We start from the raw sequence: 23567 nt of genomic DNA on the forward strand, positions 1-23567 counted from the left end.
GCAGCGTCCACAAGGTGGGGACAGGGCGAGTCGGGACGGTCGGGGCGGGTCATCAGCACGCCTCCTGTGATGCGGGGATGAGGGGGTTGATGGCGAGGCGGTACATCGCGGTCACGTCCTCGATGCGGGCGATGGTCAAGGACATCCGGTCGCCGCAGCCGGTGCAGGCCAGCGTGCAAGCCCTATGGGTGCCGCCCTTCTCCGTGGGGCGGTCGCGGACCAGCAGCTCGGTGGCGGGCCTGGACCCGCACCACTCACACACCGGGCGGGCGGGGAAGCGGACCGCCATCACTTCACGACCTGCAGGTTCGGGCGGCCGTCCGGCGACTCACGTTCGAAGTCCATCGCGCGGGCGTAGTGGCCCTGCCAGGCGAGGGTCACAACACCCCGCGGGCCCTGCCGGTTCTTTTCGATGATCACGTCGAGTTCGCCCGCCCGGGGCGACTCCGGCTCGTAGGCGTCCTCGCGGTGCAGCAGGAGGATCACGTCGGCGTCCTGCTCGACGGCGCCGGACTCGCGAAGGTCTGCCTGGGTGGGGCGCTTGCTGGCGCGCTTCTCGGACTCGCGGTTGAGCTGTGAGCCGACGACGACAGGCACCTCGAACTCCTTGGCGAGGATCTTCAAGTTGCGGCTCAGCTCGGACACCTCGGCCTGGCGGGACTCGACTCGTTTGCCGGTGGACATGAGCTGGAGGTAGTCGACGACGACGAGGGCGGGCGGCATGCCGTTGCGGCGCATCCGGCGGATGTTGGAGCGCAGGTTCGCGATCGTCATGGACGCGTCGTCGTCGATGATCAGGTCGTCGTACTCGGCGATCCGGCCAGCCCAGTCGGCGGCGCGTGACCACTCCTGGTCGTCCAGGGCGCCCTTCTGTAGCCGCGACAGGTCCGCTTTGGCCTTCTGGGCGAGCATGCGCAGGACGATCTCGTCCTCGGACATCTCCAGGCTGGCGTACAGGACGGGCAGGCCGAGGGTGATACGCACGTGCGCCGCCAGGTTGATCATGACGACGGACTTGCCCATGCCCGGCCGGGCGCCCACCACGACGAGCTGTCCCGGGCGGAGCTTGGTCAGCATGCCGTCCAAGTCGGACCAGCCGGTCGTCACGCCCTCGGCCGGCGTCTTGGAGCCGAGCCGGTCCAGCAGCGGGCCGATCACGTCGGCGACCGACCGCATCGGCGCCGACGAGGTGAGGCGGGTGGCGTCGTCGATGAGCGAGCGGACCGCGTCCACCCGGTCGTCGAGGTCCATCTCCCGGTTGGCCATGACCTGGCCGGCCTGCGCGGTCGCCATCAGCGTGTGCCGGGTGACGGCCGCCTCGCGGACCTGTGCTAGGTAGTAGCCCACGTTGACGGCGGTCGGCACGACGGCGGTCATCTCGTGCAGCGTCAGCGCGCCGCCAACGCGGGGCAGCATCTGGTGCTTGTCGAGTTCGTCGGCCACCGTCAGCGGGTCGATGCCCATGCCGCGGTTGGCCAGCGCCGAGATCGCCTCAAAGATCAGCTGATGGCCGGGCCGCTTGAAGTCACGGCTGGACACCGCCTCCAACGCCCGATCAGCGGCGTCGGCGGTCAGCATCATCGAGCCGAGCACCGACCGCTCGGCGAAGAGGTCGCGGTCTTCCTGGTCGGAGTCGAAGTCGCTCATCGGCCCGCCCGCAGGTCTTCGCCTTCGAGCATGGCGTTAATGACGCCATCACCGAGACGGGAAGTCAGCCGCTCGCCCAGGGCCGTGTCGAAGTCGTCCATGTTCGAGGTGATCGCGGTGGGGCGGCCGTTGACCCACCGCTCGTCCATCACTGGCCCAAGCAGATCCAGCTGGTAGGGGTTGATCCGGCACGCGCCAAGGTCGTCCACAACCAGGGTGTCAACGGTGCGCATCTTCCGCAGCCGCTCCAGATTCGGTGGCGGGCCAGCGATGTCCTGCCACTCGGCGGCGGTGATGAACAGGATCTCGCCCGCGTAACCGACTTTGACCGCCCTCTCCAGGACCTCCCACACGTTCCAGGTCTTCGCGGTGCCGACGTCGCCGGTGATGACGAGCGTGCGGGCGGTGTTGTCGAACAGGCGGCTGCCCCACTCGGCAACCTCGTCGTTGAGCTGGCCAGCGTGTCGGAGTAAGACCGGCCGGCGGGCCTGGAAAGCCGCGATGCGCTTACGGAGCCGGTCGGCACGCCATTCAGCGATGGCGTCGTCGTCGAAGTTCACGCTGTCTCCCTCTTGTTCCGGAAGGGGTTCTGTCGGGTGCCGCGGGGAGGTACTTGGGGGCCAGAGCCGTTGGAGGGGCGGCCGTCAGCACCTGCTGCGACCCGTGGAGTCGGCACCTGAATGTCGTCGTCCCAGCAGTTGTTGTTAAGCCAGACGGACGGGCCCTTGATGAAGCCGTCCAGCACTCGGCGGTCGAACTTCGCGTAGCGCTCGGCGGCGTCGATGAGGATCTGGGGGTCCCCGACCTTCTCGATGGCCTTGTTGAACGCTTTGACGGCTTGGGGCCGTTTGTCGTGCAGCGGGTAGACCGCGTACCACTCAGCGAAGCGGGGGTGCTCCTCGGCGCTGGACTGTGCGCGACTGCGCTTCTTTATAGAAGTGGGTTTGTTGTTGTAGTTCTCCGTAGGAGAACTACTTATAGCGCGGCCAATTTGGCCACTGGTCAATTTGGCCACTGGTTCTGAGCTGGGGATGTCCGTTTCAGAGGGGGCAACCACCGGCCAATCTGCCCACAGGTCAACCTGCCCACTGGCCAGATTGGCCGGTAGGGATTCCTGCTGGTCAGATCCAGTGGCCAGATTGGCCACTGGCCAATCTGGCCGGTGGTCGCCCTCCCTAGCGTCCAGATTGGCCAGTGGGCTGACCTGCCTACCGGCCAGATTGGCCGATAGGTCCATGGCGGGGTTCAGGCGGCACAGATCCGGCAGCCGGTGTCCCTTCTCGTCGAACCGCTTCTTCCGCCGGATGTACTCGCCGTCCTCCAACTGCTCCATGTGCCGGCGAACCGAGCGGATAGACAGCAACGCCTCCGCCGCGATCTCGTCCTGGCTCGCCGTGCACTCCCAGGCGTCATCGACCTGGAGGGCGAGGCACAGCAGCACGACCCGGGCGCCCGGGTTGTTAGTGATCGGCTGCGCCCACGCCCAGCCGACCGCCGGACGGTCCAGGCCCACAGCTCGCTCTCCGGCCGCCATGGCGGGGTCGGCAGCGGGCCGAAGCTTGTCGTCGTTCACCTGGACGAGTTCTCCTTGGTGCTGGTGGTGCTCTTAAAGGGACAGCGGAAGCGGGGCCTGTTTTCGACAGATCACCCCATCAATCCCGGGTCTAGCTCGGGTGTTCGGTTCCACTATATGCCACACCCCATGGCATATGGCCATGGCCAATCATCATGGCCTACAGTAGACACATGACGCACAGCCACGCCTTGATGCCATCCCCCGTGTGCGAACATGACCTTGTGGACAAGGACCGCCAGCAGCGACTTCGCCGGCTCGCCGCCGCCTACAAGCGCCGGACCGAGGCCGCCGAAGCGGCGCATGACGACCTGGTCGCCGAAGTCCTCGCTGCGCTTGACGACGGCGAGCAGCAGGTCGACATCGTCAGAGAGATCGGCTTCACCCGGGAGTGGGTGCGCCGCAAGGTCGTGGACGCGCGCAAGAAGACCGCGCCCTCCTGATCCCCTCGGGGAGCCGCTCGTACGGCTCCCCTGAGCAAGTCCCTCGCGGGCGACATCGGTGGTCATGCCGCTTCTTCGCGCTCTAGAGATCAAGGTCACCTCCTTTCGGTTGCCGGCCGGAGCCCACCCACATCGGGTGGGCTCCGGCTTTTCGCATGCGATCACTGGAATTTGCTGGAACACACTGGAATTAGCTGGTCATCACAGGCCGGGATGGGCTTGTCGGGACCGGGCCGGCCGGGTTTGGGCAGGCATGTCGCCAGAGAGCTGTGATGGCTCGGCTTGTCGGCGCGCCCTGGGTTGGACTTGCGAATGGGAGGGCTTGTCGGTGAGGCCGGGCAAGGCGTGGCGAGTCGGCTTGAAGCGGCCGGGCAGGGCGAGGATGGAGTAGTCGCCCGGGGCAGCATCGGAGGCGGCTCGGGTTGGCGTGTCGCGCTGGTAGGGGCCGGCATGGGATGGCTGGTCGGAGTGGCTTGGCCTGATGAGGCGGGATTGGGTTTGTCGCAGCGGCAAGAGATGTCCAGGGCGTGGCTTGTCGGCTTGGCATGGGCGGGCGAAGCATGGCGTGTCGGCATGGGGATGACGCGGCTTGGCTTGTCGTAGCGGCCAGGACAGCGCCGGCTTGACCTGTCGACGAGGACGGGAGTGGGGTGGACCGTCGGCAGGGATAGAGGTGGTTCGGTTCGTCGGCATGGCGTGGCTAGCCGTATCGGGGACGGCGTCGCAGATGAAGGAGCCCACTGGTCAGATCCGCTCGAACGCGAGGAGCTCGAACTTGCCGTCGGACCGGCCGCGGTCAGAGCCGATGCCGATGTCCTCGCCGCGCTCCCAGATGCGGCCCCACGCCTCCATGCTCAGGAAGTCGTCGTGGACCTTCAGCTCGAACTCCAGGACTGGCCGCTCCACGTACTCGACCCGGTTGATCGACGACCGCGGACCCTGAGCGGTCATGACGTGCTTGATGCGCTCTTCGATGCCTGACGGCTCCTTCACCCCCAAGCCGATGAAGACCTCGGTGACGAACACCCGCTCGGCGATCGTGGACATGAGCCCCTTGCGGAAGCCCTTCGGCAGTGGCCGGCCAACATCGCTCTTCGTGGTGGTCTTGCCGTCCCAGTCGGTTCCCGGGTAGGCGGAGTTGGCCCACTCCTTGATGGCGGACTTCATGCATCGGCCCTCGTAGGCCAGTTCGCCCGTTTCCGGGATCCGCTTGAACCCGTTGATCGACGGGGCGGCGTCGGACTCCAGCAGCGCATCAGCCAGCTCGTCCGCGGATGGCTGCCGGTCAGGGAACCGCTCCGCCAGGGTCTTCTGCGTCAGCTCCTGCAGATCGCGGTCGCCGAGCTCCATGCGGGTCTTGAGCCAGCCCTTGATGACCGACTCCGACGACGGCACCCCGCCCACGATCTTGTCGCGGAGCTGCAGCCTCACCCGGTAGAGGGCCACATTCGTCTTGGTTCCGAAGATGTCGACGGCGCTCACTGGCCAACCGCCTTCCTGGTGGGGGTGCTAGCGGGGAGGGAAAGAAGATTGCGAGGCTGAGCCCGCTGCTTCTCGGCGAGCTGCTTCAGGGCGGCCTCGGCCTCCATGCGGCGCTGTCGCTCGTTGTCGACCTTCGCCTGCAGTTGCGCCACGTGGCGGGCGGTGTCCGGCGGCAGGTTCGCCGGGTCGAGGTCCATCTCGATGCGGGTCTGCCGCACCGCCTGCCGGGCCCGGCCGTAGTTCACGACCACGGCCTGCACCTCAGTGGTGGCCTGGATGGCGCGGAACAGGTCGAACAGCTCCCGCGGCGTCTTGCCCTCCAGGGACTGGCCGGTGATGCGCTCGATGTCCTGCTGAAGCCCCTGGTCGCCGCGGATCATCGCCACCACGGCGTCGAACTGCTCTGGGCTGTAGTCCTGCGGGTTACGTCGTCTTCCCATGTCGGGTGTCCTTGATCTCGATCAGACGGTCTTGGCGGTGGCGCGCAGGGCGGCTCTCTGCTTGCGGCGCCGCTCAGAGCCGCGCTCGTCCTGGTTGAGGCCGCCCCAGGTGCCGTACTTCTCCGGCCGGGACAGCGCGTAGGTGAGGCAGGAAGTACGTACGGGGCACTGGGCGCAGATGGCCTTGGCCTGCCGCTCCCGGAGGTCACGCTCCGGCTGCCGCTCCCCCTCGGGGCCGAAGAACAGCACCAGCGACTCCCCGCGGCATGCGGCGTCGTGCTGCCACTGCCAGGTGCCCGTCTTAGCCGCCATGGCTGGCCTCCCCGAGGTCATCCGGAGTCGTCCGGGACGATCCGGCGAGGTCGGCGGCGAGGACCTCCAGGGCAACCGCGGCGATAGCGCGAGGGTCGCCGTAGATGAACCCGTGATCCTCACCGCGCGTGCAGCCCTCCCAGAGGGCGTCAGCGAGCGGATCGGAGTAGCCGGGACGGTTCTCCCTCAGGGCTGCCGCACGGGCCTTAAGGCCGTGCACAACAGCGTCTACAGCGTCTGTACAGGCCACCTCGGTACAGGCGGGGTGAGGGGCGAGAGTCTCAGCGGTCACAGGTCACCTGCCCCCAGTGGGCGGGAACGTCCTCCAGCAGCCGATACCGGGCCTTCAGGTCAGCGATAGGGAGAGTGAGGGTGCTGGTTCGTGACTCCCCCCCCCTGTAGTCCATGCCTCGGGCGTCAGCGTCGGTGGCGGTGGTGACGAGGAAACGGCGGGACGGCTCGACTCGACTCGCCCAGAGCTGGGCGCGGCGGACAGTTACCTCAGGCATTGCTCTCCTCCTCGAACACGTCATAGGCGTCGGCGAGGAGGCGCCGCTCCTGGTCGACCTGGAAGTAGCCCTCGGCCTCCATAGCGGCGCCCTCGGCGCGTAGGCGGGCGATGAAGCGGCGGGAGCGACACGCCCGGATCAGATGGGCGGTGGCCGCCCACGCCAGGCCCCCAACGATCAGGAGCCCAGCGGGGGCGAACCACCACGGGTTGATGACGTCAGGCACCAGATCCGCCTTGGTGCTCGGTCAGCCAAGCGGCGGCCTCGCGGAGGTCGTCATCAGTGATGCCGAGCCCGTCATCGACGTGGATGATCAGAAAGTCGCCGACTCCTTCGTGGGCGAGCAGGTATTCCTCGTCGCGGTGGGTGAGGTAGTCGTCGAGCCACACGAACGGGCGGCCTTGCACCCATTCGGCGACGTGCGGCGTCTTGTGCCTGACGTCGTCGTAGCGGTGGCGGTGCTGGTTGTCGCGATCCACCTCGATTACGGGCAGCTGCGGCAGGCCGATGATCGGGCTGATCTGCGTGTTGGCGTCGTGCTCCCAGGTGGTGGCCCACACCAGCTCACAGCCGACCGTCTCGGCGAGCTCCAGCAGCTGCTTGCCGTGGCCCGGGTTGAGCAGCACGTTGTAAGAGCGGCCATCCACCGAGCACTTCGTCTTGACCCACTCGGGGCCGGGGCGGCGGAACGGGTTCAGGACGCCGTCCACGTCGATCAGCAGCAGCGGCTTCACTCGGCACCCCCGGCGGTCTCCGCCTCTCCCTGACCAGCGAGCGGGGTGGACAGCTCTCCGGACTCCAGGAGATGAGCAGCCTTGCTCATCGTCGCGGCGTAGGAGACGCGGGCGAACCCGTTGTCGTCACCAGCGCTCACCTGGCCAACGGCGATGTCCATGCGCTCGACCGAGTGGGCGCGCAGCTCGGCGACGCAGCGGGCACGCTCGTCAGCGCGGATCTCGGCCAACTCGGCGCGGAGCCGCTCCACCTTGATGAGGAGAGACAGCGCAATCTCCTTCAACCGGATCGGGTCGGTGTCGACCAGCTCGTCCAAGTGCTCCGGGGTGATCGACTCAGCCACGGTCGCCCCCGCTGGTCTCCGCCTCTCCCTGAACAGCGGAAGCGGGGGCGGGCATCGGGAACCCGGCAGCGGGGCTGTACGGGACCGCGCCAACAACCGGCCAGTCCGCGACCGCCTCGTCCGTTTCGTAGCCGCACGAACCCCAGCAGTCGGTGACCATCCACCGCGCCTTGTGCGGCGGGGCCGGCCACAGGACCGCGAGGACCTTGCCGTTGGGCTTGCGCCGGACCGCCCCAAGCAGGTCGGCAGCGGGGGTGTGCGTCTCGGTGCTCACAGGGCACCGCCGATCGCGTATGTGACGAGCTCGGCGTCCGTCGCCGGACGGATGGTGATCTGCCGTGACCGGTCGACGGACTCAGCCTTGGCCGCTTCGATCAGGAAGATCTCAGCGGCCTGCTCGGCGTCCACCGGCCCGGCCGGACGACCGCTGTCGGGGTACGGTGCGGGCTCGCCGTCCACCAGCACCACCCACCTGCCGTAGGTGACGGCCCGCGGCAGGATCAGCAGGCCCTCGTTGTCGAGGTGGTCGGTCAGGTCGTTCGCGTCAGCGAGCGGGTGACCGGAGGTGTTGGTGCTCGCCTGCCACGCCTGGATGGCGTGGGCTACCTTCTCCTGGCGCAGCAGATAGATGCTCTTCGGGCAGGCTTCGGGGGTGTCGGTGCTCATCGGGTCGGCTCCTGGGGGTACGGGGGGCGGCGGAAGGACACGGTGGGGGCGTCGTCAGCGATGGGGCCCGGCGTCTCGGCCGGGAGGGCGTGCCGGCCGGTGTACGGCTGGCGGGCCACGTAGTGCCGCCACAAGCGGCGCAGGCCGGTCACCGGACCGGCTCGGCGAGCTCGGCCTGCGGGGTGTCTTCCTGCTCGGGGAAGCAGTCCGCGCCGCCATAGGCGTGCACCAGCCCTGAACCGTTCGCGGTGGGCCACAGCGGCTCCTGGCAGCCCTTGCACCGGCCAGCCGGCTCCGCGGGCTGGAAAACCCGCGTCGGATCCGGGTCGACGTTCCCCCACTGAGCGGTGTGCACCAGGCGGTCGCCCTGCGTCGTCAAAGGGTGGTCTGCGCTGGCGATCTCGCCGAGCGCCAGCTTGGCCTCCTCGACCGACCGCTCCAGGGTCGCGATGACCCGATCGCGGGAGTCGAGCTTCGCCTGAATCACGGCCCGATCCGCGCGGACGTTCATCAGGGTCGCCTCGTCGCGCTCCAGGCGCTGGCGCAGGAAGTCGGTGTCCTCGGCTGTCAGGTGGACAGGGGAGAGATCGGCTGGGTACGGGTTGCTCATGATCGTGGGTCTCCTAGGTCGAGGGGGCCGCCTCCGCGCCCACCCCCGATGGAGGGCGCGGAGACGGCAAGGGGAAGGGGAAGGTCAGAAGGGGGCTTCGCCGAGCTCGGCCCACGGGTGCAGCGTCCGCACCCGCATGTACGCCGTGGCGCCGTCCGGGTCCTGGGCGGCAGAGTGCTCGGCGGCGTCTCCGCTGCGGTGGTGGACGAACAGCGCGCAGTCCTCGGGGCGCCGGTTGCCGCCGTGCGCGACGGCGTAGACCTGGTCCATCTCCAGGCCCCGCCAATAGGCGAGCTCCTCGCGCACCGCGCGCAGCTCCCGAATCAGGTCCGGCACCGCGGCGAGGACCGCAGTCAGGTACGGGCCGGTGATGCGGGACTCTTCCATCGACGCCCGGTAGGCGGCGAGGATCGCGTCGAGGTCGAGCGGCTCCTCGTACTCCTCCGGCGCGTCGGGCTCCCGGTCGTCTCCGGGCTCGTACAGGTCATCGATGTGGCTCATGCCGCACCATCAGCGGTGCTCTCGGCGGCCTTCGCCTTGATGGACTCGTAGACCTCAGCCGCGGCCTTCTGCACCCCGGCCGGGTCGATGCCGTACTCCTCGTCCAGCCACTCCCAGAGGGACGACCCGATCCACGAACCGTCCACCCAGTCCTTCCACAACTCGCAGGCCACCGCGTCGGCCTGAGCGGTCCCGGCGCGCTCCTCCAGCTCCCGCAGCAGATACGTGATGCCGTAGTAGGCGACCGTGTGTCCGATGGAGGCCATGTACCTGTCGCGGTCCTTCTCGAACGAGAGGTGGCCCATGGTCAGCGTGTGGTGCATCAGGGCGAACGCGGCATAGTGCCTGGCCATCGCCTCTGCGGTGGCCTCCTCCTCCTTCTGGGGGTAGGGCGCGATGTCAGCGAGGGGGTCACGCTTGGTGTCAGCCACAGCTGATTCCCTTCTAGGGTTGGGGGTGGAGCCCCGCCCGCTATCCCCGGGCGGGGCTTCGTGCTTCAGGGGTGATCGAGGTCCGAGGGCGACCCGTGAAGGGCGTCCTCGGTGGCGGCCTGAGCGGCGAGGTCCGCCTGCTGCAGGCGGAGGTCGGTCTCGCACATCCCGCAGTGCTCACCGGCCTCCGTGGGGCACGTAGGGCCGGAGGAGGGGCAGGCGTGCGGGGTGGGGACCATGACGTTGCACCAGGAGCACAGCTCCCACGCGACGACCGGGGCCGTCATGACGCCACCTCGATCTGCCGCAGCACGGCGACCTCAACGTCCTCAGGCAGGTTCCACAGGCCGAGCCGCCCCTTGCATGGCACGGGCTCGACCAGCGGGCGAGGGTTGGCGAGCTTCCAGTGGCGCTGGAAGCCGATGGCCCACTTCCCGCACTGGCAGGAGTCTGTGAAGCCGTCCACGGCACAGACATTGACGAGCTCGACCACTGCGACGATCGCCGACACGGTGGTCTTCAGCACGTAAGCGCCGGCCAGCTCAAAAACTCGGGCCGCCGCGTCATCGCCGTCCCACCGTGCGCCCGCATGGATGGCGAGCAGGCCCCGGTGCGTCGTGTCCCACGTCCGGTTCTCGATGTCCTTGCCTGCATAGCCGATGGCCCAGGCCCACGGCTGGCGGACGGTCAGCGCCTTCACGACGGCGCCTCCGTCCGCTCCCAGCGGCCGTCCGGGGTCGGCAGGCACCAGCCCAGCCACGCCACCAGGACAGGCACCAGAGCCGGGTCAGCGATCGAGTTGCGGCCGATGATCCAGCCGTGCTTCTCGGCGTCCAGCTCCCACGGCCGGTCGGTCAGCATGCCGTGACAGCCACTCGTGCCGTCACCGCATACGACCAGCAGGTTCGTGACATCGTTGATGCGCGGGTCCGATGATCCGCCCATGCCGCGGTTGCGGCGGTGATGGATCGACGCGGGCCGGCCGGTGACGACGACACCGCACACGACGCACGTGTCCAGGTCGCGGTCCCGGACCGCGTGCCGCACCGTGGGGGCCGGGCCAGTGTTGCGGGATGGCTTCTTCGCTGGGACCTTGCGGACCGGGGCCGCGGCGCCAGGCTTGAGCCCCTTGCCGCGCGGCGTGGGCGTCTTCGCCACCAGCCGGGTCTTCCGCCGGATCGGGCCGCCGCGCTTCATTGGTTGCCGCCCTGCACGCCGAGCAGCGCGGCCAGGTCGATGCCCTCGATGTCCGGCAGGTCCTTCGCCTCGACCACGCCGAGCAGATCCTCGGCGTTGTCGTCGGCGTAGAAGCGCTGTTGCGGGGTCGAGCCGTACCCGAACGTCACGCCGGGGATCTCCTCCCCATGCAGGGTGACGGCCGCGCCACGCTTGGCGATCTCCTCCAGGAGCTTCGCCTCGTAGGAGGGGCGAACGGTCGGCACGTGCTCGACCTCGGTCTCGGCGGCTTTCTCCACCCAGGCGGTGAACGCGGCCCGGTCGGTGACGAGCGGCTTCACCTCCGGCTCGGTCATAGCCACTTTGCCGAGACGGGCAGCGCCGAGCTTGGCGGCGTTCCTGTCGCCGGGCTGCTGGTCGATGAACGGCGTCACCCGGTTGATGGCCCGGTCGATCTGGGCTTTGCGAATCTTCAGCAGGGCGAAGGTGAGGCGGGCCTCGGTCGGGGACAAGTCGCTCATGCCGCGGCCCCCTCACCCTTCTCGGCGTCGGCCTGCGGCTCTTTCGGAGCTTCGTGCCAGCGCCGGGTGATGAGCTCGCCGAGGGCCACGGCGTCGTCGTGGTCGTCCACGACCATCGCGTTGAACAGGCCCTTGGCCCGTACCTCCGCGCCGAGCGCGCCGAGATCCTGCCGGGTGGCGTGCTTGTCCAGCGCCCGATCCCGGTAGTGGTTGGCGTCCACGGCCGGCTTACCGTCGCCCAGCCAGGCGCCGATCTCCTCCGCGAACTCCCGGCCCGGCTTGGGGATGACCCGGTTGGCGAGGTTCCGCGCCCGCGACTTGGTGATGACCAGCGTGTTCTCGTGGTCCAAGTCGCCGACGATGTCGAACTCGTACTCGATGCCTTCGCGCTGCTCAGGCTTCAAGCCGACCTTGCGCGGCACCTTCCGGCCTCGCTGGTCCTCCTCGATGACGTAGTCGGTCTTGGACCGCATCGTGACGACGACGTGGCCCGGGTAGGACACCAGAGCGTCGATCATCTGACGCTCCATCGGGCGGGCTTCCTTCCACCCGCCGAAGGAGTTACCGCCGTAGCCGCGCTTGGCCGCGGAGTCGACCTGCTCCAGCATGCCGCCGGTTCCCGACCAGAAGTGCGTGAGGGAGTCGATGACGACCGCGCCGAACCCGCCGTGAGCAGCGGCGGCGAGTGCCTGACACAGGGTGTGCGGCTCGAACGACTGAAGGTTCAGGCGGGAGAAGGTGAACTCGTCGGCGTACTTGCTGGCCGACCCGCGCTCGGTGTCGATGACCGCGACACTCTCGGCGAGCACCGTCGCGATGGTCAGCGCGGTGTAGGTCTTGCCTGCGCCGGAGGGGCCGGTCAGCGCGACGCGGGCCTTGGCCTCTTCCTTCGTCGCCGGGGTGAAGATGAACGTCACTTCTCGCGCTCCCTGATGTATTCGTGCTCGGTCTGCGGGTCGAGGGCGGGTCCTCCGCGTACGGGGATCGGCCCCTCCGGGTCGCCGGCGCGCTGGGCGAGGTGGGCCGACATGGCGTCCTCGGGATCCACGAAGGAGGGCTCCAGAAACGCCGCCGCGGGGACGGGCCGGTGCTGGGCGAGGTAGGTGGTCACCGACTCCTCAGAGATCACCTGGTGGTCGTGCATCCACCGGTCGTGTAGATCGCGGGCGTTGACCAGGTCCTGCACCTGCTTGACCGTGCAGCGGAGGCGGGTTGCGGCGGCGCTGACCGTCAGCCAGCAGACAGGAGCCATCACGACTGCTCACCGCCGTCTTCGATGACGTCCCAGTAGCCGTCGATCTGCTGCCAGACGAACTCCTCGTAGATCTCCTCGCAGACCTTGCGGCGCTCGTCGGGAGACATCGCGTCCCATTCGGAGCGGGGGATCCCGGTGTCGATGACCTCGTCGTAGTCGGTGTTGATGGCGTAGTTCACCGACATGGAGCACTTGATCTTGACGGTGTCAGCCACGGTCGCCTCCCTGAGAGGGAGAGGACTGGCCAAGCAGCGCGAGGAGCTTGTCGACCTCGCCGAGGCGGATCGTCAGCGCGGACGGACGCCAGCCGTGGTCAGCCTCGGCCGTCACGCCCAGGGCGGCAAGAGCAGCGATACCGGCCTCGGCTCGCGACTGAGCAGCTTCCCGTTCCCGCTCCTCGCGGTCCTGCTCAGCGTCCCGTGCGGCGCGCTCGGCCTGGTCGGCGGCGACTGCCTCCTCCCACGGGCCGATGACGTGCCCAAGGGTGGTGATCAGCTGGAACTCGATGCCCTGCTCACCGTGGTAGGTGCTGGTGGCGGTCTCGAAGTCGGCGAGGGTGACGGATGCCAAAGCCTCGACATCGACCTGCCCATAGGAAGTGACGGCCGGGTAACCGCATGTCCTTTCGCTGTAGCGGGTGCCGCGCTTCGGCTTAGTGCCGGTGCGTTCCATGGCGAATTGCGGGACGTCCTTGGCCCGATGGTGGCTCGCCTCGCTGTAGACGTGGTCAGCGTCCACCGGTGCGAGGAACACAACGGGCCTGACCTCGTCGTACTTGCTGGCGCGGTAGCCGTAGACGACTCCGGGCGTGATGTCCTTGGCCTTCACGCGTTCGCTCCGATCTGCTCAGCGGGAGTGGAGAGGGAGACCCACGGGCCGTAGCCGCGGCGGGTCAGAATGCGCGCGTCCAACGGCAGGTCGTTGAGCTCCTGCCAGTCGAGGACCTGCGCCAACGCCATCTCAGCGAGGACCCGGCCGTCACACGGCACCTCCCCGTGGACTTCGTCTCCGTCGCCGTCGAGGCCGGTGTGGACGACCTTCCAGTAGGTCTCCAAGAAGGCGGCGCTCATGCGGTCACCGCCGGCACCTGCTCAGGGCGAGCCGACATGCCGGCGAAGATCCTCACGGGGGTGTTCAGGAACTCGCCCCTGACATGCACAGCCCCGGTGTCGCCGTCACCGAACGCCCGCCAAGACAGCGGCGCGTGCAGCGCCTCCGCCCAGCGGATGATGTCGGCCAGCCGCTCCTCATCGTTTCCGAGGTGCGACCCGATCTGACCCTCCAAAGTGCCAGGCCAGATCACCGACACGTTCCAGTCAGCGGCGGGCAGGTTCATCGTCACGATGACCGCGAGGACGGCGGCAGCGGCGCCCTGCCGAGTACGGGCATCGGCCTGACTCTGAGCGCGGATCAGCGCGTCGGAGGTCTCCAGCGGGCCGGCCAGGGCGACGGCGGTCATCGGGCACCGCCGTTCAGCGCGTCAGCCACGCGCTCCCCAAGCTCGATCCGGTCGAGCTCATCGCGGGCCGTCCCCGGGAACTGGGCTTTGACGTTCTGCCAGGCGGCGGCATCGTCAGCGATGCTGACCTGGGTTACTGTGGTCATGACTTCTTGCTCCTCAGGTTGATTGAGTTGAGCGGTGGTCTGGCCCTCGTCGGCGGCATCCGGCGGGGGCTTTTTGCTGGTCAGGAGGTAGTGGGGGCGTCGTCGCCGACGTCGAGCTGGCGGAGCTCCTCACAGCGGGTGTGGAACCCGAGGACGGCGTAGTCCTGGGCGGGAGTCACGCCGCGTCTCCGATCAGTGACTCGAACGGCGCGGAGCCGCCGAGCTTCTTGTGCAGGTAGCGCAGCCCGTCAGCGGTGATCCGCACCTGTTGGGTGAGCTTCCGCTCCCCCGTCCGCGGGTGCTCGAAGTGGCGGGACCGCAGAGTCACATGCCGCTCGTGAGTGGCGTAGGGGATATCGCGGGAGTCGACGAGGCGCAGATCCCGCAGCGTGTCGAACAGCCGGTTCTGGCCGGTCGAGATCGCTGGGTCCCGGTTGAGGATGAACGCCGCCTCGCGCACCGAGTAGTCGCCGTGCGCGGAGGCCAGAACGTTCCACGCCTGCGCGCTGGGCTCCAGCTCGCCGATCCGCTGATTCGCCTTGTCGATCGCACGGGCTTGCCGAGCGGCCAACTCCAAGGCGTCAGCGAAGGACTGCGGGACCTCGAACTGCGGCTGCACCGAGTAGGAGCCCGTGCGACGGATGGCCGGCAGTACCTCGTGCGTGATCCACCGCTTGAACGCCTTCGCCTCCGGCTTGCGGCTACGGAGAATCAGCGAGTACAGCCCCGCCTCGTTGATGAGGTTCGTCGGGAGCACCCTGCCGGACCCGTCATTAGTAGTGACGGGTGCCTGTCGTACCTCGTCCTCGTCGAGGTAGGCGACGGCCTGCCGCGGGTTGCCGATGGCGAGGATTGCGCAAGCGTCGGCCGCGACAAACCAGGGCTGATCGTCGATGGCGAACGCCCGCACCTGCTGGCCCGTGGAAGGGAAGTCGAACAACTGGAGGTCGCTCATGCTGCGTCCCCCTGCCTGAGCGATGCCAAGTGGGGACGGAGGATTGCGATGATCCGTTCACGCTGCCGTTCGGTGAGCTTGTCACCCCTGGCGTGACATGCGGCTAGCCCTGCCGCGTAAATCTCTTCGGGAGTGCGCAAGATGCGGGACTTGTTATCGCCGGCTTCCTCTGGGGGTGTGGTCATCGAGCACCTCCGCAGTTTCGGCAGGCGTCGCGGAAGTCCTCGTTTTTGGACTTACATCCGCCGCACGCCCACATGGGGGGCTTCGGGGGGTTGGCGTCGCGCGTGCTCATCCGGCGCTCACCTCGGGCTCTGTGTCGGCCAGGAGTTCCTCGCGGGGGACGTCGAGGACGCGCACGATGGCGTTGAGCAGCTTGAATCCAGGCTGCTTATAACCGAGTTCGATGTTGCGGATGGTGTCTGGGTGGCGCTTGATCTTTTCGCGCTCAGCGAGGGCATCGACCAGCTCGTCGACCGTAAGATCGGCCGCTTCGCGCTGTGCTCGGATTTTCTTTCCGTCGGCCTTGGTGACTTGCATGCATGCAGATTAGTACAGATCTGTACAGCAGATCTAGGTGTTACTCGGGGTAACTTGTGCAGATCTACCCACAGATCTGTACTAGCGAACTTGACACGCCCCCCTTACTTGGATCCTGACTGTCTAGACCTGTACAGGTCTGTAGTCCATGATTGACAGACGTGAGCCCAGAGCCGACATCCAGCCACGCGCGCCTCGATATCGCCATGAACAAGCGGCGCGAGGCACTCCACATGACGTGGGCAAACGTTGCAACAGACGCCAAGATCACCGTTGAGACGCTCAGAGCAATCAGGCGCGGTCACAACCAGCCGAGCGCACTCACGAAGCGCGGCATCGAGAACGCGCTGCAGTGGGAGCCAGGCAGTATCGATCGCGTTCTTGACGGCGAAGAACCCACTCCTGTCGCACAGAAGGCTCCCTCCGCAACTTCTGCGGCCGAGGCGAAGGCGCCCGCAGAAGTTGCCCTCCCCTTCGGAATTGAGAACCCGACACCCACCGAGGCGGCCCTGCTCGCCTACCTGGCAGCCATGCAGCAGCAGTTGGCCAACGTCAACGCGAAGGTCGACGCCCAAAGCATGAAGATCGATGAGCTGCTGGAACACAAACAAGGCAGCAACGAACGCGAGCAGCAACGGAAGGGTGCCTAGCTATTAGGCGATATTGGGCAATTGTCCGTTAGTGAGGCACTTTAAGTAACAAAACGGTTGCAAGAAACAAAGAGACATAGACCTCTCACGGACCCCAGGCGTCCCCTGTAGACCCGACAACACGGCGAGGGATCCACCGCGCTCTCCGCAACAACCTTGGGAGGTGTGGGCGTGCCGTCGTCCTCCAGCAACATCGATGACCCCTACTACGACGAAGTCGAGGCAGAGAAGACCCTCAGCCAACTTCGGCAGCGAGTCCGCTTCATCACATCCCGCAGTCGAACAATCCGTGAGCATGACCTCGCCAAGCAGGCCACACTCCGCGAAGCCGTGCTTGCGGAACGCCTTCAGGATGTCGACCGACACGACACCGTAGATATGGAGACACCACCCGCCGAACTGGTGCGCGCGATGCGTTCCCCAGTTGGAGCCCAGCAGCTAGTGGTCACTTACATCCATGGCTGCAAAGTCAAAGCGGTAATTGACCCGCTCGGCAAGCGACGGCCCGACCGCGAGCTAGCGGTCTGGAAATGCCTGATAGGACTGGTCGAGGACCATGCCGCATGAGCGGCAACGTCCAGCCGTACCGGCGCAAACCTCTTGAGTCGGAAATCGCTGCAGTCAGCATCGAGAGCATGCCGGACAAGGCTCCGCTCATCGTCATCAATGTCGATAAACGACGCACAATCGCACTGGCGGCACTCAAGAAGCTTCGCCCCCAGGTGGTCATCCTTGTGTTCGTCGGCGGGGTGATCGAGTGGATCACTCGGATGATGCGAGATCGCCCTATCGCCACAGCCATAGCGGGTACAGCAGCCACCTCGGCGGCAATCGCCACCAGCGCGGCCCTCATCTTGGATGGCAGTGAGCGCCGCTTGGCCCGCCCTCCTGCGGCCATTCAGATCGTCACCCTGTCACCGCGTCCGGCCGTAACTCGTACGGTCACCGCGCCGGCCACCCCGACGCGCGCCACCGCTCTCCCGCCTCCAACCGTCAAACCTCTGCGCCCCACACGCCAGGAACCCGTGCACCAGGAAACGGCCCCCAAGATAAAGCCAACTCGCCCCGCACCAACCCCAGCCGTTAAGGCGAGCCACGATCCATCGCCTACCCCCACCAAACCCAAGGAGCGTCCACAGGAGGACACATCCCCCATGCCGAGCATCTCGGCAGCCCCTAATGCACGCCCTTCCCCCAAGGCTTCACCTAGCGCGTCGAACTTCACGCAGACGGCGAAGCCAATGTCCACGCAGGAAGCAGCGCCGCAGGTGGTGGCTGCCGAACGTTGTTTAGTCGGCATCGACCTGGATCCGCTGCTGACTGTATGCGTGGCCGGCTAGCTCCCTACTCCTCTACGGGGACGAGTTGCACGCAGCTCTCGTCGAACCCTGGACCCCGCTTCTTCGACGGCAGCACGATGACGCGATAACAGGCCGCAACCAGTGTGCGGCGCGTTTCCAGAGGCAGCGCCCTCCACTCCGGGAGGGTGATGCCCTGGTAGCGGGCCAAGAGCTGGCCGCGGCTTGATATCGCCATACGATCCCGGAGCTCAGCAATCTTTCGGTCGAAGCCCTCGATCGCACGGATCAGCACATCTGGCCGAACTGTGGGGTGGTTGACCAAGTCCGCCAGTGACTGCTCTGTTTCTGCCCGGCGCGCTTCCAACGCTGCGATCTCCGCGACGTATCCGGAGTTTTCCGGCCGGCGCGAGTCCGCCACGAGGCCATCACCCTGAAGCAACCCGATCACCCATGCTTCAACGTAGAGATCCAGGTGTGCGACGGATCGATGAACCTTCTTCGGACAATCAGGATTGATGCAGCCGTAGCCGCGGAGAGATTCCTCGCGCGTGTTGTGCCTGATCACCAACGGCTGACCACACCCCTCTGTGCCGCACACAGCGATGCCAGAGAGAAGGTAACGGCGCGCGTTGGTGGCGTAGTCGAACTCCGCGGCCTTACCGCCGAGGATCAGTTGCACCGACTCCCACAACTCACGATCCAGCGCTGGCTCCCATGCTGCCTTACTCAGCCCATCTGGCATGAGACCAACCAGACGCGGTCTCATCAGCATCTTCTTCACAGTGCTATGCGCCCATTCGCCGCCAGTCACCGTGCGCAGACCTCGCCGGTTAAGGTCCCGGCAGATCGACCCGGCGGATTCACGGGCCACGATCCGCTCTGCGATCTCTTGAAGGACAGCGATCTCTTCGGGCACATGGGTGACTCCGTCAGTACGGAACCCGTACGGCCGGCCGCCTCGACCACCGGAGCGGACGTAGCCCTGCTCTCGGCGTCGGCGGTGGCCGTTCTTAGTGCGGCGGGAGATGTTGTCGGACTCCCGGCACGCCTGTGCAGCTTCGATGCGGAGGATGAACTGGTCGTCGGGATTGTCGAGGTCGCGACTACCGGTTGGGCTCGTGAGGTGAATGCCCTTGGATCGCGCGATGTTGATGAGGACCTCAAGGTCCCACGGCTGGCGGATCAGTCGGTCGCCGTGGTAGACCACGATTGCCTGGACATCGCCCCGCTCGATCGCTTCGAGCATTGCGTCCCACCCCGGACGCTTGCGGTTCTTTTGCCAGGCGGACCGCGAGTTGTCCTTAAAGACAAGCTCATCTCTGGTCACCCAGCCCCTGCGAGCTGCGACATCACGGCAGATCTTCTCTTGGTCGTCAACCTTGGTCGTGTCGCCCATGGCGGCCAAGGACAGGCGGCAATACACGGCAGCAGTCGTTGCACCTCGGTTTACCACGATCAGTAGTGTATGCAATTTATGAAACATGAACGAGCTGAGCGCCCGGATGGACTTCAACCTGCCCGAGGTGCCCCCCGGTTTCAAGGAGGCCGTGGAGGAGGCCTGCAACGCCGAGATCGCCGCCGACCGCCGGATCGACGTCCGGGTGCTCCCCCGCGCCGAGGCCTTCGCGATCCCCGACATCATCAGGACGGCCACGAACCTGGTGCCCGAGACGGTCGAGGAGGTCCGGATCATCGACATCGTCGGCCTGGACTGCCAGGCCGACGGCGGCACCCACGTCGCCTCCACCAAGCAGATCGGCCGCATGCGGGTGGCCAAGATCGAGAGCAAGGGCAAGGGCTTCCGCCGCCTCCGCGTCGAGGTGGCGGACTGAGTCCCCGGAGCTCGCGCCGGGACGGGGCGAGCGTCCCGGCTCCCCGGGGCCGGCGGTCACCAGCCGGGGAGCTCGAAGATCTTCCCGGGCCGGATGTCCTCCGGCGGGGCATGACGGGCACCGGGGGCACGGTGCCGGGTCCCACCGGCCGCGGAGCCGGGGCCGCAGGGCCGTTCCCGGCCTCCGGCCCCGTCATGACAGGCCCGTAGCGTCTCACCGGCCCGTACCGTGTCACCGGCCCGTAGCGCGTCCAGGATCGTCTCCCAGGTGCCGTCCTGGGACCAGCGGCGGTGCCGGTTGTAGACGGTCTTCCACCTGCCGTAGACCTCCGGCAGGCCCCGCCACGGGCAGGCGGTGCGGGTCCGGAAGAACACGCCGTTGATCACCGCGCGGTGGTCGGCCCATCGGTGCCCCCGCCGGGGATGGGCGGGCAGCAACGGCAGCAGCCGTATCCACTCGTCTTCGGTCAGATCATGACGTTTCAGGCGGTCATCCACGACCCCATGATCTACACCATCGGCGCCCGAAGAGCCACGTGACAGGGCCGGGCGGACGCCATCCTCGCCCTCGGGACCGCCCGGAGAGCGGGCACCCCTGTCCGGGACGCCCCGAAGGAGGCGGGCGGGCTTTCAGATCCGTCCCGGGATCGGGCGGACGCACCTCCGGAACCGCCGCGGGGACCGGCACCCCGCCTCCAGAACCCCCCGGGACCGGCGCTCCCTCTCCGGAGCCGGCGGACGCGGTCCGAGGGTGTGCCGCGTCCCTGCGGGCGACCACTCCGGCCTCTCGACGTCACATCTGCCCCACCCATTCCCCGCCATAGGGTGCGTTTTACGTTTTTGCAGGTCAGACCTTGCCTGGAGAGCTCAAACTTGGGCATTATCTGGCGTTACGGGCCGCCCTATCCCAACCTCGTGCAGTGGTTCTCACCGCTCGGGCAAGTGGGGCGGTCCGTCCATCACACCCCCACGGGCGCCCTCCGGAGACGGGCACGGCCACCGGCCCTTCCCCCGCCCCCGCCTCCGGAGCGCCAGGTCCGCCGTCGCGGCGGGCCGGGCGACGCCGGGAGGGCGCCATCCGGTTGGCGCCCTCCCGGCCGGCCCGGGGCCGGGGCAGCGCCCGCCCGGTGGGCGGCCGCCCGCCTGTGTCCGGCCCGTGCGCGGTCGGGCTCAGCTGACCTGCGAGGCGGGGACCACCCAGGTGTTGCAGTAACCGACCCGGGCATACTTCCAGCCCTGGTGGAGCCAGCCGGCGTAGTGGTCGCCGTTGCCGTGGTCACGCAGGCCCAGGCCGTTCTGGTCGTCGCCGCGGCTGTACTCCATCCGCAGCACGTCGTTCCACCGGGCGGCGGTGACGCCGAGCGGGGTGCGGACGGTGCGGACGAAGACACCGGCCAGGCACTGCGCCTGGAGCTCGCTGCGGCGGGAGTGGGCGTCCTGGGCGGCCTTGGACCTGTTGGAGACCTCCCACCACCAGGCGCCGCCGATCCCCGCCATCGACTGCACGTGGTGACCGTACTCGTGGGCGAGCACCGACAGGTAGGGGACGTGGTTGGCGGCCGGGTTGATCCGGCCGGTCTGCTGGACGAGGTGGGACAGGCCGATGTACATGCCCCGGTTGCTGGGACAGTAGTAGGCGGCGGCGCCCGGGTTGGGGTAGGTGCCGCAGGGGCCGCGGCCCGGACGGCTCCAGTAGACCCGGCGAGGCGCCAGGAAGACTGCTCCGGCCTGGGAGAACTTTCCGGACCAGGCGCGGTCCAGACAGCCGGTGACGGCGTTGAGGTAGCCGAGCATGTCGCCCGGCCGGGTCGAGGGCCTGGGGGCGCGGCAGGCGGTGGGACGCATCGTGCCGGTGCCGTACAGCGGGTTGCGCTTGAGCCGTGCGGTGGTGTCGGAGCGCCGCATGTAGCGCAGGTCCACGCCCAGGGTCTTCCGGGCCGCCAGCGCGATCTCGGCGTCGCCCAGGGAGCCGAGATTCAGCTTGGGCGGTGGCCCGAAGCTCGGCGGCGTGGTCTCCACGCCCTTGGCCGGCGAGAGTTCGGCGTTTTTGGTCGCGATGGGGCCGGTCCCAGGCCCAGCCGGAACCTCTGCCTCGTCACTGCCGTTCAGGGCGGCGATCACCACGACCGCGGTGAACGTCATGGCGAGCACGCCGAAGACACCAAAGGCCAGAGGGCTCGATCCGCGTCGGGGCATGCGACCGCCTTCTCCAAGAGATGGATCTCCGGGCGGCAATCTAGCGGATATCAACACATGTCTGTCTATTGACCGAAAAATAGGAATGGGGGGCGGCATTCACTGGTCGGCGGTTCTCGGTAGGCTCCCGAGCCATGGCGGGATCTGCATTGCATCGAGCGGCCGGGAGCGTGGCCGTAGTTGCCACCCTCGCACTGGCCCTGAGCGCCTCCCCGGCCCTCGCGGCCGGCACTGCGGGCACGGCGTCCACTCTGGCGGGCAAGGTGACCGACGACACGGTCACGCTCGAACTGCGGCAGGACGGTGTGCTCCACGTCAAGGAGACCATCGCCTTCGAGGGCAGCCCGCCGACGCGGAAGCTGGTCGACCGCACGCGCTACGACGACGGCAACGACCGCCTCTACCAGATCACCAACTTCAAGGGCGACGGCACGCTGACCGGCGACTCGATCACCCTGAAGGGCTCGGGCTCCGCCACGCTGGAGTACGACGTCAAGGGCGCGGTGACCCCCCTGGCCGACGCCCAGGAGCTGCGGTGGTACGCCGTGGGCGCCTGGTCGGTCCCGGTCGCCCTGGCCAAGGTCACGGTGAAGGGCCCGGCCCAGCTCCAGAACCTGTCCTGCTTCGCGGGCGTGCTGAGCTCGGCGATCGGCTGCACCACCGCCTCACCCGACCACACCGGGACCACCGCGGAGTTCGAGCAGCAGGAGCTGGGGCCGGGCGAGGTGCTCACCGTGGTCGTCGGCTACCCGACGGGCGCCACCAAGGGCGCCCCGGTCCTGGAGCGCCGCTTCGAGCTGTCCAACGCCTTCACCCTGAACACCGTCACCGGCGGCGCGCTGGCCGGCCTGCTGGTCCTGATGCTCGGCGGCCTCGGCCTGCTCTACTGGATGCGGGGCCGCGACGCCCGCGTGGTCGGCCACGAGTCCGGCTCGCTCAACGCCGTCGAGAACGGCCACTTCGCCCCGCCGGACGGCGTGCGCCCCGGCCAGATCGGCACGCTCATGGACGAGCAGGCCGACGTGATCGACGTGACCGCCACGATCGTGGACCTGGCCGTCCGGGGCTTCATCCGGATCGACGAGCAGCCCCGGCAGGCCTACGACTCTCCCGACTGGATGCTGGTCCGGGTGGCCGGCGCCCCGACCAACTCGCTGCTGACCTACGAGCGGGCGCTCTACGACGCCATCTTCGACGGGCGTGACGCGATCCTGCTCTCCCACCTCCAGGGCTCGTTCGCGGCCAACCTCGGCAAGGTCCGCGACGCGCTCTACCGCGACGTGGTCACGCAGGGCTGGTTCGCCCGCCGCCCCGACACCGTCCGCACCCGCTGGACGACCTTCGGCGTGCTGTTCACCGTGGCGGGGGTCCTCGCCACCGTCGCGCTGGCCTGGTTCACCACCTACGGCCTGCTCGGCCTGGCCCTGATCATCGCCGGCGCCGCCATGGCCGTCGGCGGACAGTACATGCCGGCCAAGACCTCCAAGGGCGCGGGGGCCCTCGCCCACACCCTGGGCTTCCGGGAGTATCTCGCCTCCGGCGACATCGGCGGCGACATCCCCCCGGCCCAGCGGGTGGAGCTGTTCTCCCGCTACCTGCCCTATGCCGTGATCTTCGACAGCGTCGAGCGCTGGGCCCGCGTGGTCACCTCGGTCACCGGCAACGGCCAGCAGGCCGACAACCTGTACTGGTATCACGGTCCGGCCGAATGGGACCTGTCGAAGTTCGCCGACTCGATGCGGACGTTCACCATGACGACCTCGGGCGCGATCTCCTCCACCCGCCAGTTCCGCTCCCTCTGAGCCCTCCGAGCCCGGCCCCCTCACCCCTGACCGGCTGAGGGGG

At 67.8% G+C, this 23567-nt stretch carries 39 protein-coding genes; 6 read left to right on the forward strand and 33 right to left on the reverse strand.

The window, feature by feature from the left end:
- Positions 1-52 precede the first annotated feature (52 nt).
- The 4 genes from ACZ6R6_RS40845 to ACZ6R6_RS40860 are packed head-to-tail and all read right to left on the reverse strand — an operon-like array spanning position 53 to position 3220.
- Complete coding sequence (locus ACZ6R6_RS40845; protein ID WP_470102305.1) at positions 53-289, reverse strand: hypothetical protein; 237 nt, start codon at positions 287-289, stop codon at positions 53-55.
- The gene (locus ACZ6R6_RS40850) at positions 289-1647 is read right to left on the reverse strand and encodes a replicative DNA helicase (protein ID WP_470102306.1); all 1359 of its coding nucleotides are present in this window, start codon (positions 1645-1647) and stop codon (positions 289-291) included. The genes ACZ6R6_RS40845 and ACZ6R6_RS40850 overlap by 1 nt, the downstream gene beginning before the upstream one ends.
- Positions 1644-2207, reverse strand: coding sequence for a P-loop NTPase family protein (locus ACZ6R6_RS40855; RefSeq protein ID WP_470102307.1), 564 nt, complete (start codon positions 2205-2207; stop codon positions 1644-1646). The genes ACZ6R6_RS40850 and ACZ6R6_RS40855 overlap by 4 nt, the downstream gene beginning before the upstream one ends.
- Complete coding sequence (locus tag ACZ6R6_RS40860; RefSeq protein ID WP_470102308.1) at positions 2204-3220, reverse strand: hypothetical protein; 1017 nt, start codon at positions 3218-3220, stop codon at positions 2204-2206. Before ACZ6R6_RS40860 ends, ACZ6R6_RS40855 begins: the two co-directional genes overlap by 4 nt.
- 224 nt (positions 3221-3444) lie before the next feature.
- Here ACZ6R6_RS40860 and ACZ6R6_RS40865 point away from each other — a divergent pair, with 224 nt between their 5' ends.
- Entirely contained in the window at positions 3445-3663 is a 219-nt protein-coding gene (locus tag ACZ6R6_RS40865) for a hypothetical protein (RefSeq protein ID WP_470102309.1), read from the forward strand.
- Positions 3664-4407: 744 nt separating this feature from the next.
- Here the strand turns inward: ACZ6R6_RS40865 and ACZ6R6_RS40870 are convergent.
- The 26 genes from ACZ6R6_RS40870 to ACZ6R6_RS40995 form a co-directional block, all read right to left on the reverse strand.
- Entirely contained in the window at positions 4408-5145 is a 738-nt protein-coding gene (locus tag ACZ6R6_RS40870) for a hypothetical protein (protein ID WP_470102310.1), read from the reverse strand.
- Positions 5142-5585: a hypothetical protein gene (locus ACZ6R6_RS40875; RefSeq protein WP_470102311.1), complete on the reverse strand. Its 444-nt coding sequence runs from the start codon at positions 5583-5585 to the stop codon at positions 5142-5144. Before ACZ6R6_RS40875 ends, ACZ6R6_RS40870 begins: the two co-directional genes overlap by 4 nt.
- A gap of 21 nt (positions 5586-5606) precedes the next feature.
- Positions 5607-5897, reverse strand: coding sequence for a WhiB family transcriptional regulator (locus ACZ6R6_RS40880; RefSeq protein WP_470102312.1), 291 nt, complete (start codon positions 5895-5897; stop codon positions 5607-5609).
- Positions 5887-6189: a hypothetical protein gene (locus tag ACZ6R6_RS40885; protein ID WP_470102313.1), complete on the reverse strand. Its 303-nt coding sequence runs from the start codon at positions 6187-6189 to the stop codon at positions 5887-5889. The genes ACZ6R6_RS40880 and ACZ6R6_RS40885 overlap by 11 nt, the downstream gene beginning before the upstream one ends.
- On the reverse strand, positions 6179-6406 hold the full coding sequence (locus ACZ6R6_RS40890) for a hypothetical protein (protein WP_470102314.1): 228 nt from the start codon (positions 6404-6406) through the stop codon (positions 6179-6181). The genes ACZ6R6_RS40885 and ACZ6R6_RS40890 overlap by 11 nt, the downstream gene beginning before the upstream one ends.
- Complete coding sequence (locus ACZ6R6_RS40895) at positions 6399-6632, reverse strand: hypothetical protein (RefSeq protein ID WP_470102315.1); 234 nt, start codon at positions 6630-6632, stop codon at positions 6399-6401. Before ACZ6R6_RS40895 ends, ACZ6R6_RS40890 begins: the two co-directional genes overlap by 8 nt.
- Positions 6625-7140: an HAD domain-containing protein gene (locus ACZ6R6_RS40900; protein WP_470102316.1), complete on the reverse strand. Its 516-nt coding sequence runs from the start codon at positions 7138-7140 to the stop codon at positions 6625-6627. Before ACZ6R6_RS40900 ends, ACZ6R6_RS40895 begins: the two co-directional genes overlap by 8 nt.
- Positions 7137-7484, reverse strand: coding sequence for a hypothetical protein (locus ACZ6R6_RS40905; protein ID WP_470102317.1), 348 nt, complete (start codon positions 7482-7484; stop codon positions 7137-7139). The genes ACZ6R6_RS40900 and ACZ6R6_RS40905 overlap by 4 nt, the downstream gene beginning before the upstream one ends.
- Entirely contained in the window at positions 7477-7758 is a 282-nt protein-coding gene (locus ACZ6R6_RS40910; RefSeq protein WP_470102318.1) for a hypothetical protein, read from the reverse strand. Before ACZ6R6_RS40910 ends, ACZ6R6_RS40905 begins: the two co-directional genes overlap by 8 nt.
- The gene (locus ACZ6R6_RS40915) at positions 7755-8150 is read right to left on the reverse strand and encodes a hypothetical protein (protein ID WP_470102319.1); all 396 of its coding nucleotides are present in this window, start codon (positions 8148-8150) and stop codon (positions 7755-7757) included. Before ACZ6R6_RS40915 ends, ACZ6R6_RS40910 begins: the two co-directional genes overlap by 4 nt.
- Positions 8151-8298: 148 nt before the next feature.
- Positions 8299-8760 carry a hypothetical protein gene (locus ACZ6R6_RS40920; protein WP_470102320.1) on the reverse strand — a complete coding sequence of 154 codons (462 nt, stop codon included), beginning with the start codon at positions 8758-8760 and terminating at the stop codon, positions 8299-8301.
- 84 nt (positions 8761-8844) lie between these two features.
- Positions 8845-9261, reverse strand: a complete 417-nt coding sequence (locus ACZ6R6_RS40925) for a hypothetical protein (protein ID WP_470102321.1) — start codon at positions 9259-9261, stop codon at positions 8845-8847.
- A complete protein-coding gene (locus ACZ6R6_RS40930) occupies positions 9258-9692 on the reverse strand; it encodes a hypothetical protein (protein ID WP_470102322.1) in 435 nt (144 codons plus the stop codon). The genes ACZ6R6_RS40925 and ACZ6R6_RS40930 overlap by 4 nt, the downstream gene beginning before the upstream one ends.
- A gap of 65 nt (positions 9693-9757) precedes the next feature.
- Positions 9758-9979, reverse strand: coding sequence for a hypothetical protein (locus ACZ6R6_RS40935; protein ID WP_470102323.1), 222 nt, complete (start codon positions 9977-9979; stop codon positions 9758-9760).
- Complete coding sequence (locus tag ACZ6R6_RS40940) at positions 9976-10392, reverse strand: ASCH domain-containing protein (RefSeq protein ID WP_470102324.1); 417 nt, start codon at positions 10390-10392, stop codon at positions 9976-9978. Before ACZ6R6_RS40940 ends, ACZ6R6_RS40935 begins: the two co-directional genes overlap by 4 nt.
- Entirely contained in the window at positions 10389-10889 is a 501-nt protein-coding gene (locus ACZ6R6_RS40945; RefSeq protein ID WP_470102325.1) for a hypothetical protein, read from the reverse strand. The genes ACZ6R6_RS40940 and ACZ6R6_RS40945 overlap by 4 nt, the downstream gene beginning before the upstream one ends.
- Positions 10886-11389, reverse strand: a complete 504-nt coding sequence (locus tag ACZ6R6_RS40950) for a hypothetical protein (protein ID WP_470102326.1) — start codon at positions 11387-11389, stop codon at positions 10886-10888. The genes ACZ6R6_RS40945 and ACZ6R6_RS40950 overlap by 4 nt, the downstream gene beginning before the upstream one ends.
- Positions 11386-12306, reverse strand: coding sequence for an ATP-binding protein (locus tag ACZ6R6_RS40955; RefSeq protein ID WP_470102327.1), 921 nt, complete (start codon positions 12304-12306; stop codon positions 11386-11388). The genes ACZ6R6_RS40950 and ACZ6R6_RS40955 overlap by 4 nt, the downstream gene beginning before the upstream one ends.
- Complete coding sequence (locus tag ACZ6R6_RS40960) at positions 12303-12641, reverse strand: hypothetical protein (RefSeq protein WP_470102328.1); 339 nt, start codon at positions 12639-12641, stop codon at positions 12303-12305. The genes ACZ6R6_RS40955 and ACZ6R6_RS40960 overlap by 4 nt, the downstream gene beginning before the upstream one ends.
- Positions 12641-12859, reverse strand: coding sequence for a DUF7167 family protein (locus tag ACZ6R6_RS40965; RefSeq protein ID WP_470102329.1), 219 nt, complete (start codon positions 12857-12859; stop codon positions 12641-12643). The genes ACZ6R6_RS40960 and ACZ6R6_RS40965 overlap by 1 nt, the downstream gene beginning before the upstream one ends.
- The gene (locus ACZ6R6_RS40970) at positions 12852-13472 is read right to left on the reverse strand and encodes a hypothetical protein (protein WP_470102330.1); all 621 of its coding nucleotides are present in this window, start codon (positions 13470-13472) and stop codon (positions 12852-12854) included. The genes ACZ6R6_RS40965 and ACZ6R6_RS40970 overlap by 8 nt, the downstream gene beginning before the upstream one ends.
- A complete protein-coding gene (locus ACZ6R6_RS40975) occupies positions 13469-13714 on the reverse strand; it encodes a hypothetical protein (protein ID WP_470102331.1) in 246 nt (81 codons plus the stop codon). The genes ACZ6R6_RS40970 and ACZ6R6_RS40975 overlap by 4 nt, the downstream gene beginning before the upstream one ends.
- Complete coding sequence (locus tag ACZ6R6_RS40980; protein ID WP_470102332.1) at positions 13711-14103, reverse strand: hypothetical protein; 393 nt, start codon at positions 14101-14103, stop codon at positions 13711-13713. Before ACZ6R6_RS40980 ends, ACZ6R6_RS40975 begins: the two co-directional genes overlap by 4 nt.
- Positions 14100-14249 (reverse strand): hypothetical protein, encoded by a 150-nt coding sequence (locus ACZ6R6_RS40985; RefSeq protein ID WP_470102333.1) that lies wholly within the window; start codon positions 14247-14249, stop codon positions 14100-14102. Before ACZ6R6_RS40985 ends, ACZ6R6_RS40980 begins: the two co-directional genes overlap by 4 nt.
- Positions 14250-14424: 175 nt before the next feature.
- The gene (locus ACZ6R6_RS40990) at positions 14425-15204 is read right to left on the reverse strand and encodes a phage antirepressor (RefSeq protein ID WP_470102334.1); all 780 of its coding nucleotides are present in this window, start codon (positions 15202-15204) and stop codon (positions 14425-14427) included.
- A gap of 291 nt (positions 15205-15495) precedes the next feature.
- A complete protein-coding gene (locus tag ACZ6R6_RS40995; RefSeq protein ID WP_470102335.1) occupies positions 15496-15744 on the reverse strand; it encodes a helix-turn-helix domain-containing protein in 249 nt (82 codons plus the stop codon).
- Between the two features lie 161 nt (positions 15745-15905).
- Between ACZ6R6_RS40995 and ACZ6R6_RS41000 the strand changes: the two genes are divergently transcribed.
- The 3 genes from ACZ6R6_RS41000 (at position 15906) to ACZ6R6_RS41010 (ending at position 17734) form a co-directional block, all read left to right on the forward strand.
- Entirely contained in the window at positions 15906-16394 is a 489-nt protein-coding gene (locus ACZ6R6_RS41000) for a hypothetical protein (protein ID WP_470102336.1), read from the forward strand.
- 165 nt (positions 16395-16559) lie between these two features.
- A complete protein-coding gene (locus ACZ6R6_RS41005) occupies positions 16560-16961 on the forward strand; it encodes a hypothetical protein (protein WP_470102337.1) in 402 nt (133 codons plus the stop codon).
- A complete protein-coding gene (locus ACZ6R6_RS41010) occupies positions 16958-17734 on the forward strand; it encodes a hypothetical protein (RefSeq protein ID WP_470102338.1) in 777 nt (258 codons plus the stop codon). The genes ACZ6R6_RS41005 and ACZ6R6_RS41010 overlap by 4 nt, the downstream gene beginning before the upstream one ends.
- Before the next feature lie 4 nt (positions 17735-17738).
- Here ACZ6R6_RS41010 and ACZ6R6_RS41015 read toward each other — a convergent pair whose 3' ends face one another.
- On the reverse strand, positions 17739-19178 hold the full coding sequence (locus tag ACZ6R6_RS41015) for a recombinase family protein (protein ID WP_470102350.1): 1440 nt from the start codon (positions 19176-19178) through the stop codon (positions 17739-17741).
- On the opposite strand from ACZ6R6_RS41015, the gene ACZ6R6_RS41020 reads away from it, so the two are divergent.
- Positions 19177-19527, forward strand: coding sequence for an alanyl-tRNA editing protein (locus tag ACZ6R6_RS41020; RefSeq protein ID WP_470102339.1), 351 nt, complete (start codon positions 19177-19179; stop codon positions 19525-19527). The two genes, ACZ6R6_RS41015 and ACZ6R6_RS41020, sit on opposite strands and share 2 nt — an antisense overlap.
- A gap of 56 nt (positions 19528-19583) precedes the next feature.
- Here the strand turns inward: ACZ6R6_RS41020 and ACZ6R6_RS41025 are convergent, their stop codons facing one another.
- Positions 19584-20024: a transposase gene (locus ACZ6R6_RS41025; protein WP_470102340.1), complete on the reverse strand. Its 441-nt coding sequence runs from the start codon at positions 20022-20024 to the stop codon at positions 19584-19586.
- Between the two features lie 672 nt (positions 20025-20696).
- On the reverse strand, positions 20697-21722 hold the full coding sequence (locus ACZ6R6_RS41030; RefSeq protein WP_470102341.1) for a neutral zinc metallopeptidase: 1026 nt from the start codon (positions 21720-21722) through the stop codon (positions 20697-20699).
- A 170-nt stretch (positions 21723-21892) separates the two neighbouring features.
- On the opposite strand from ACZ6R6_RS41030, the gene ACZ6R6_RS41035 reads away from it, so the two are divergent.
- The gene (locus ACZ6R6_RS41035; RefSeq protein WP_470102342.1) at positions 21893-23524 is read left to right on the forward strand and encodes a DUF2207 domain-containing protein; all 1632 of its coding nucleotides are present in this window, start codon (positions 21893-21895) and stop codon (positions 23522-23524) included.
- The last annotated feature ends 43 nt before the right edge of the window (positions 23525-23567 follow it).

It is taken from the genome of Streptosporangium sp. NPDC048886 (genome assembly GCF_055586905.1).

Bases quoted from the DNA above. Each gene is read 5' to 3' on its own strand.
- ACZ6R6_RS40960 (WP_470102328.1), bottom strand. From the start codon at position 12,641: ATGGCTCCTGTCTGCTGGCTGACGGTCAGCGCCGCCGCAACCCGCCTC.
- ACZ6R6_RS40875 (WP_470102311.1), bottom strand. From the start codon at position 5,585: ATGGGAAGACGACGTAACCCGCAGGACTACAGCCCAGAGCAGTTCGAC.
- ACZ6R6_RS40975 (WP_470102331.1), bottom strand. From the start codon at position 13,714: ATGAGCGCCGCCTTCTTGGAGACCTACTGGAAGGTCGTCCACACCGGC.
- ACZ6R6_RS40950 (WP_470102326.1), bottom strand. From the start codon at position 11,389: ATGAGCGACTTGTCCCCGACCGAGGCCCGCCTCACCTTCGCCCTGCTG.
- ACZ6R6_RS40845 (WP_470102305.1), bottom strand. From the start codon at position 289: ATGGCGGTCCGCTTCCCCGCCCGCCCGGTGTGTGAGTGGTGCGGGTCC.
- ACZ6R6_RS40850 (WP_470102306.1), bottom strand. From the start codon at position 1,647: ATGAGCGACTTCGACTCCGACCAGGAAGACCGCGACCTCTTCGCCGAG.
- ACZ6R6_RS40935 (WP_470102323.1), bottom strand. From the start codon at position 9,979: ATGACGGCCCCGGTCGTCGCGTGGGAGCTGTGCTCCTGGTGCAACGTC.
- ACZ6R6_RS40890 (WP_470102314.1), bottom strand. From the start codon at position 6,406: ATGCCTGAGGTAACTGTCCGCCGCGCCCAGCTCTGGGCGAGTCGAGTC.
- ACZ6R6_RS40945 (WP_470102325.1), bottom strand. From the start codon at position 10,889: ATGAAGCGCGGCGGCCCGATCCGGCGGAAGACCCGGCTGGTGGCGAAG.
- ACZ6R6_RS40985 (WP_470102333.1), bottom strand. From the start codon at position 14,249: ATGACCACAGTAACCCAGGTCAGCATCGCTGACGATGCCGCCGCCTGG.
- ACZ6R6_RS40880 (WP_470102312.1), bottom strand. From the start codon at position 5,897: ATGGCGGCTAAGACGGGCACCTGGCAGTGGCAGCACGACGCCGCATGC.
- ACZ6R6_RS41020 (WP_470102339.1), top strand. From the start codon at position 19,177: ATGAACGAGCTGAGCGCCCGGATGGACTTCAACCTGCCCGAGGTGCCC.
- ACZ6R6_RS40995 (WP_470102335.1), bottom strand. From the start codon at position 15,744: ATGCAAGTCACCAAGGCCGACGGAAAGAAAATCCGAGCACAGCGCGAA.
- ACZ6R6_RS40990 (WP_470102334.1), bottom strand. From the start codon at position 15,204: ATGAGCGACCTCCAGTTGTTCGACTTCCCTTCCACGGGCCAGCAGGTG.
- ACZ6R6_RS40920 (WP_470102320.1), bottom strand. From the start codon at position 8,760: ATGAGCAACCCGTACCCAGCCGATCTCTCCCCTGTCCACCTGACAGCC.
- ACZ6R6_RS40925 (WP_470102321.1), bottom strand. From the start codon at position 9,261: ATGAGCCACATCGATGACCTGTACGAGCCCGGAGACGACCGGGAGCCC.
- ACZ6R6_RS40915 (WP_470102319.1), bottom strand. From the start codon at position 8,150: ATGAGCACCGACACCCCCGAAGCCTGCCCGAAGAGCATCTATCTGCTG.
- ACZ6R6_RS40980 (WP_470102332.1), bottom strand. From the start codon at position 14,103: ATGACCGCCGTCGCCCTGGCCGGCCCGCTGGAGACCTCCGACGCGCTG.
- ACZ6R6_RS41030 (WP_470102341.1), bottom strand. From the start codon at position 21,722: ATGCCCCGACGCGGATCGAGCCCTCTGGCCTTTGGTGTCTTCGGCGTG.
- ACZ6R6_RS41015 (WP_470102350.1), bottom strand. From the start codon at position 19,178: ATGTTTCATAAATTGCATACACTACTGATCGTGGTAAACCGAGGTGCA.
- ACZ6R6_RS41010 (WP_470102338.1), top strand. From the start codon at position 16,958: ATGAGCGGCAACGTCCAGCCGTACCGGCGCAAACCTCTTGAGTCGGAA.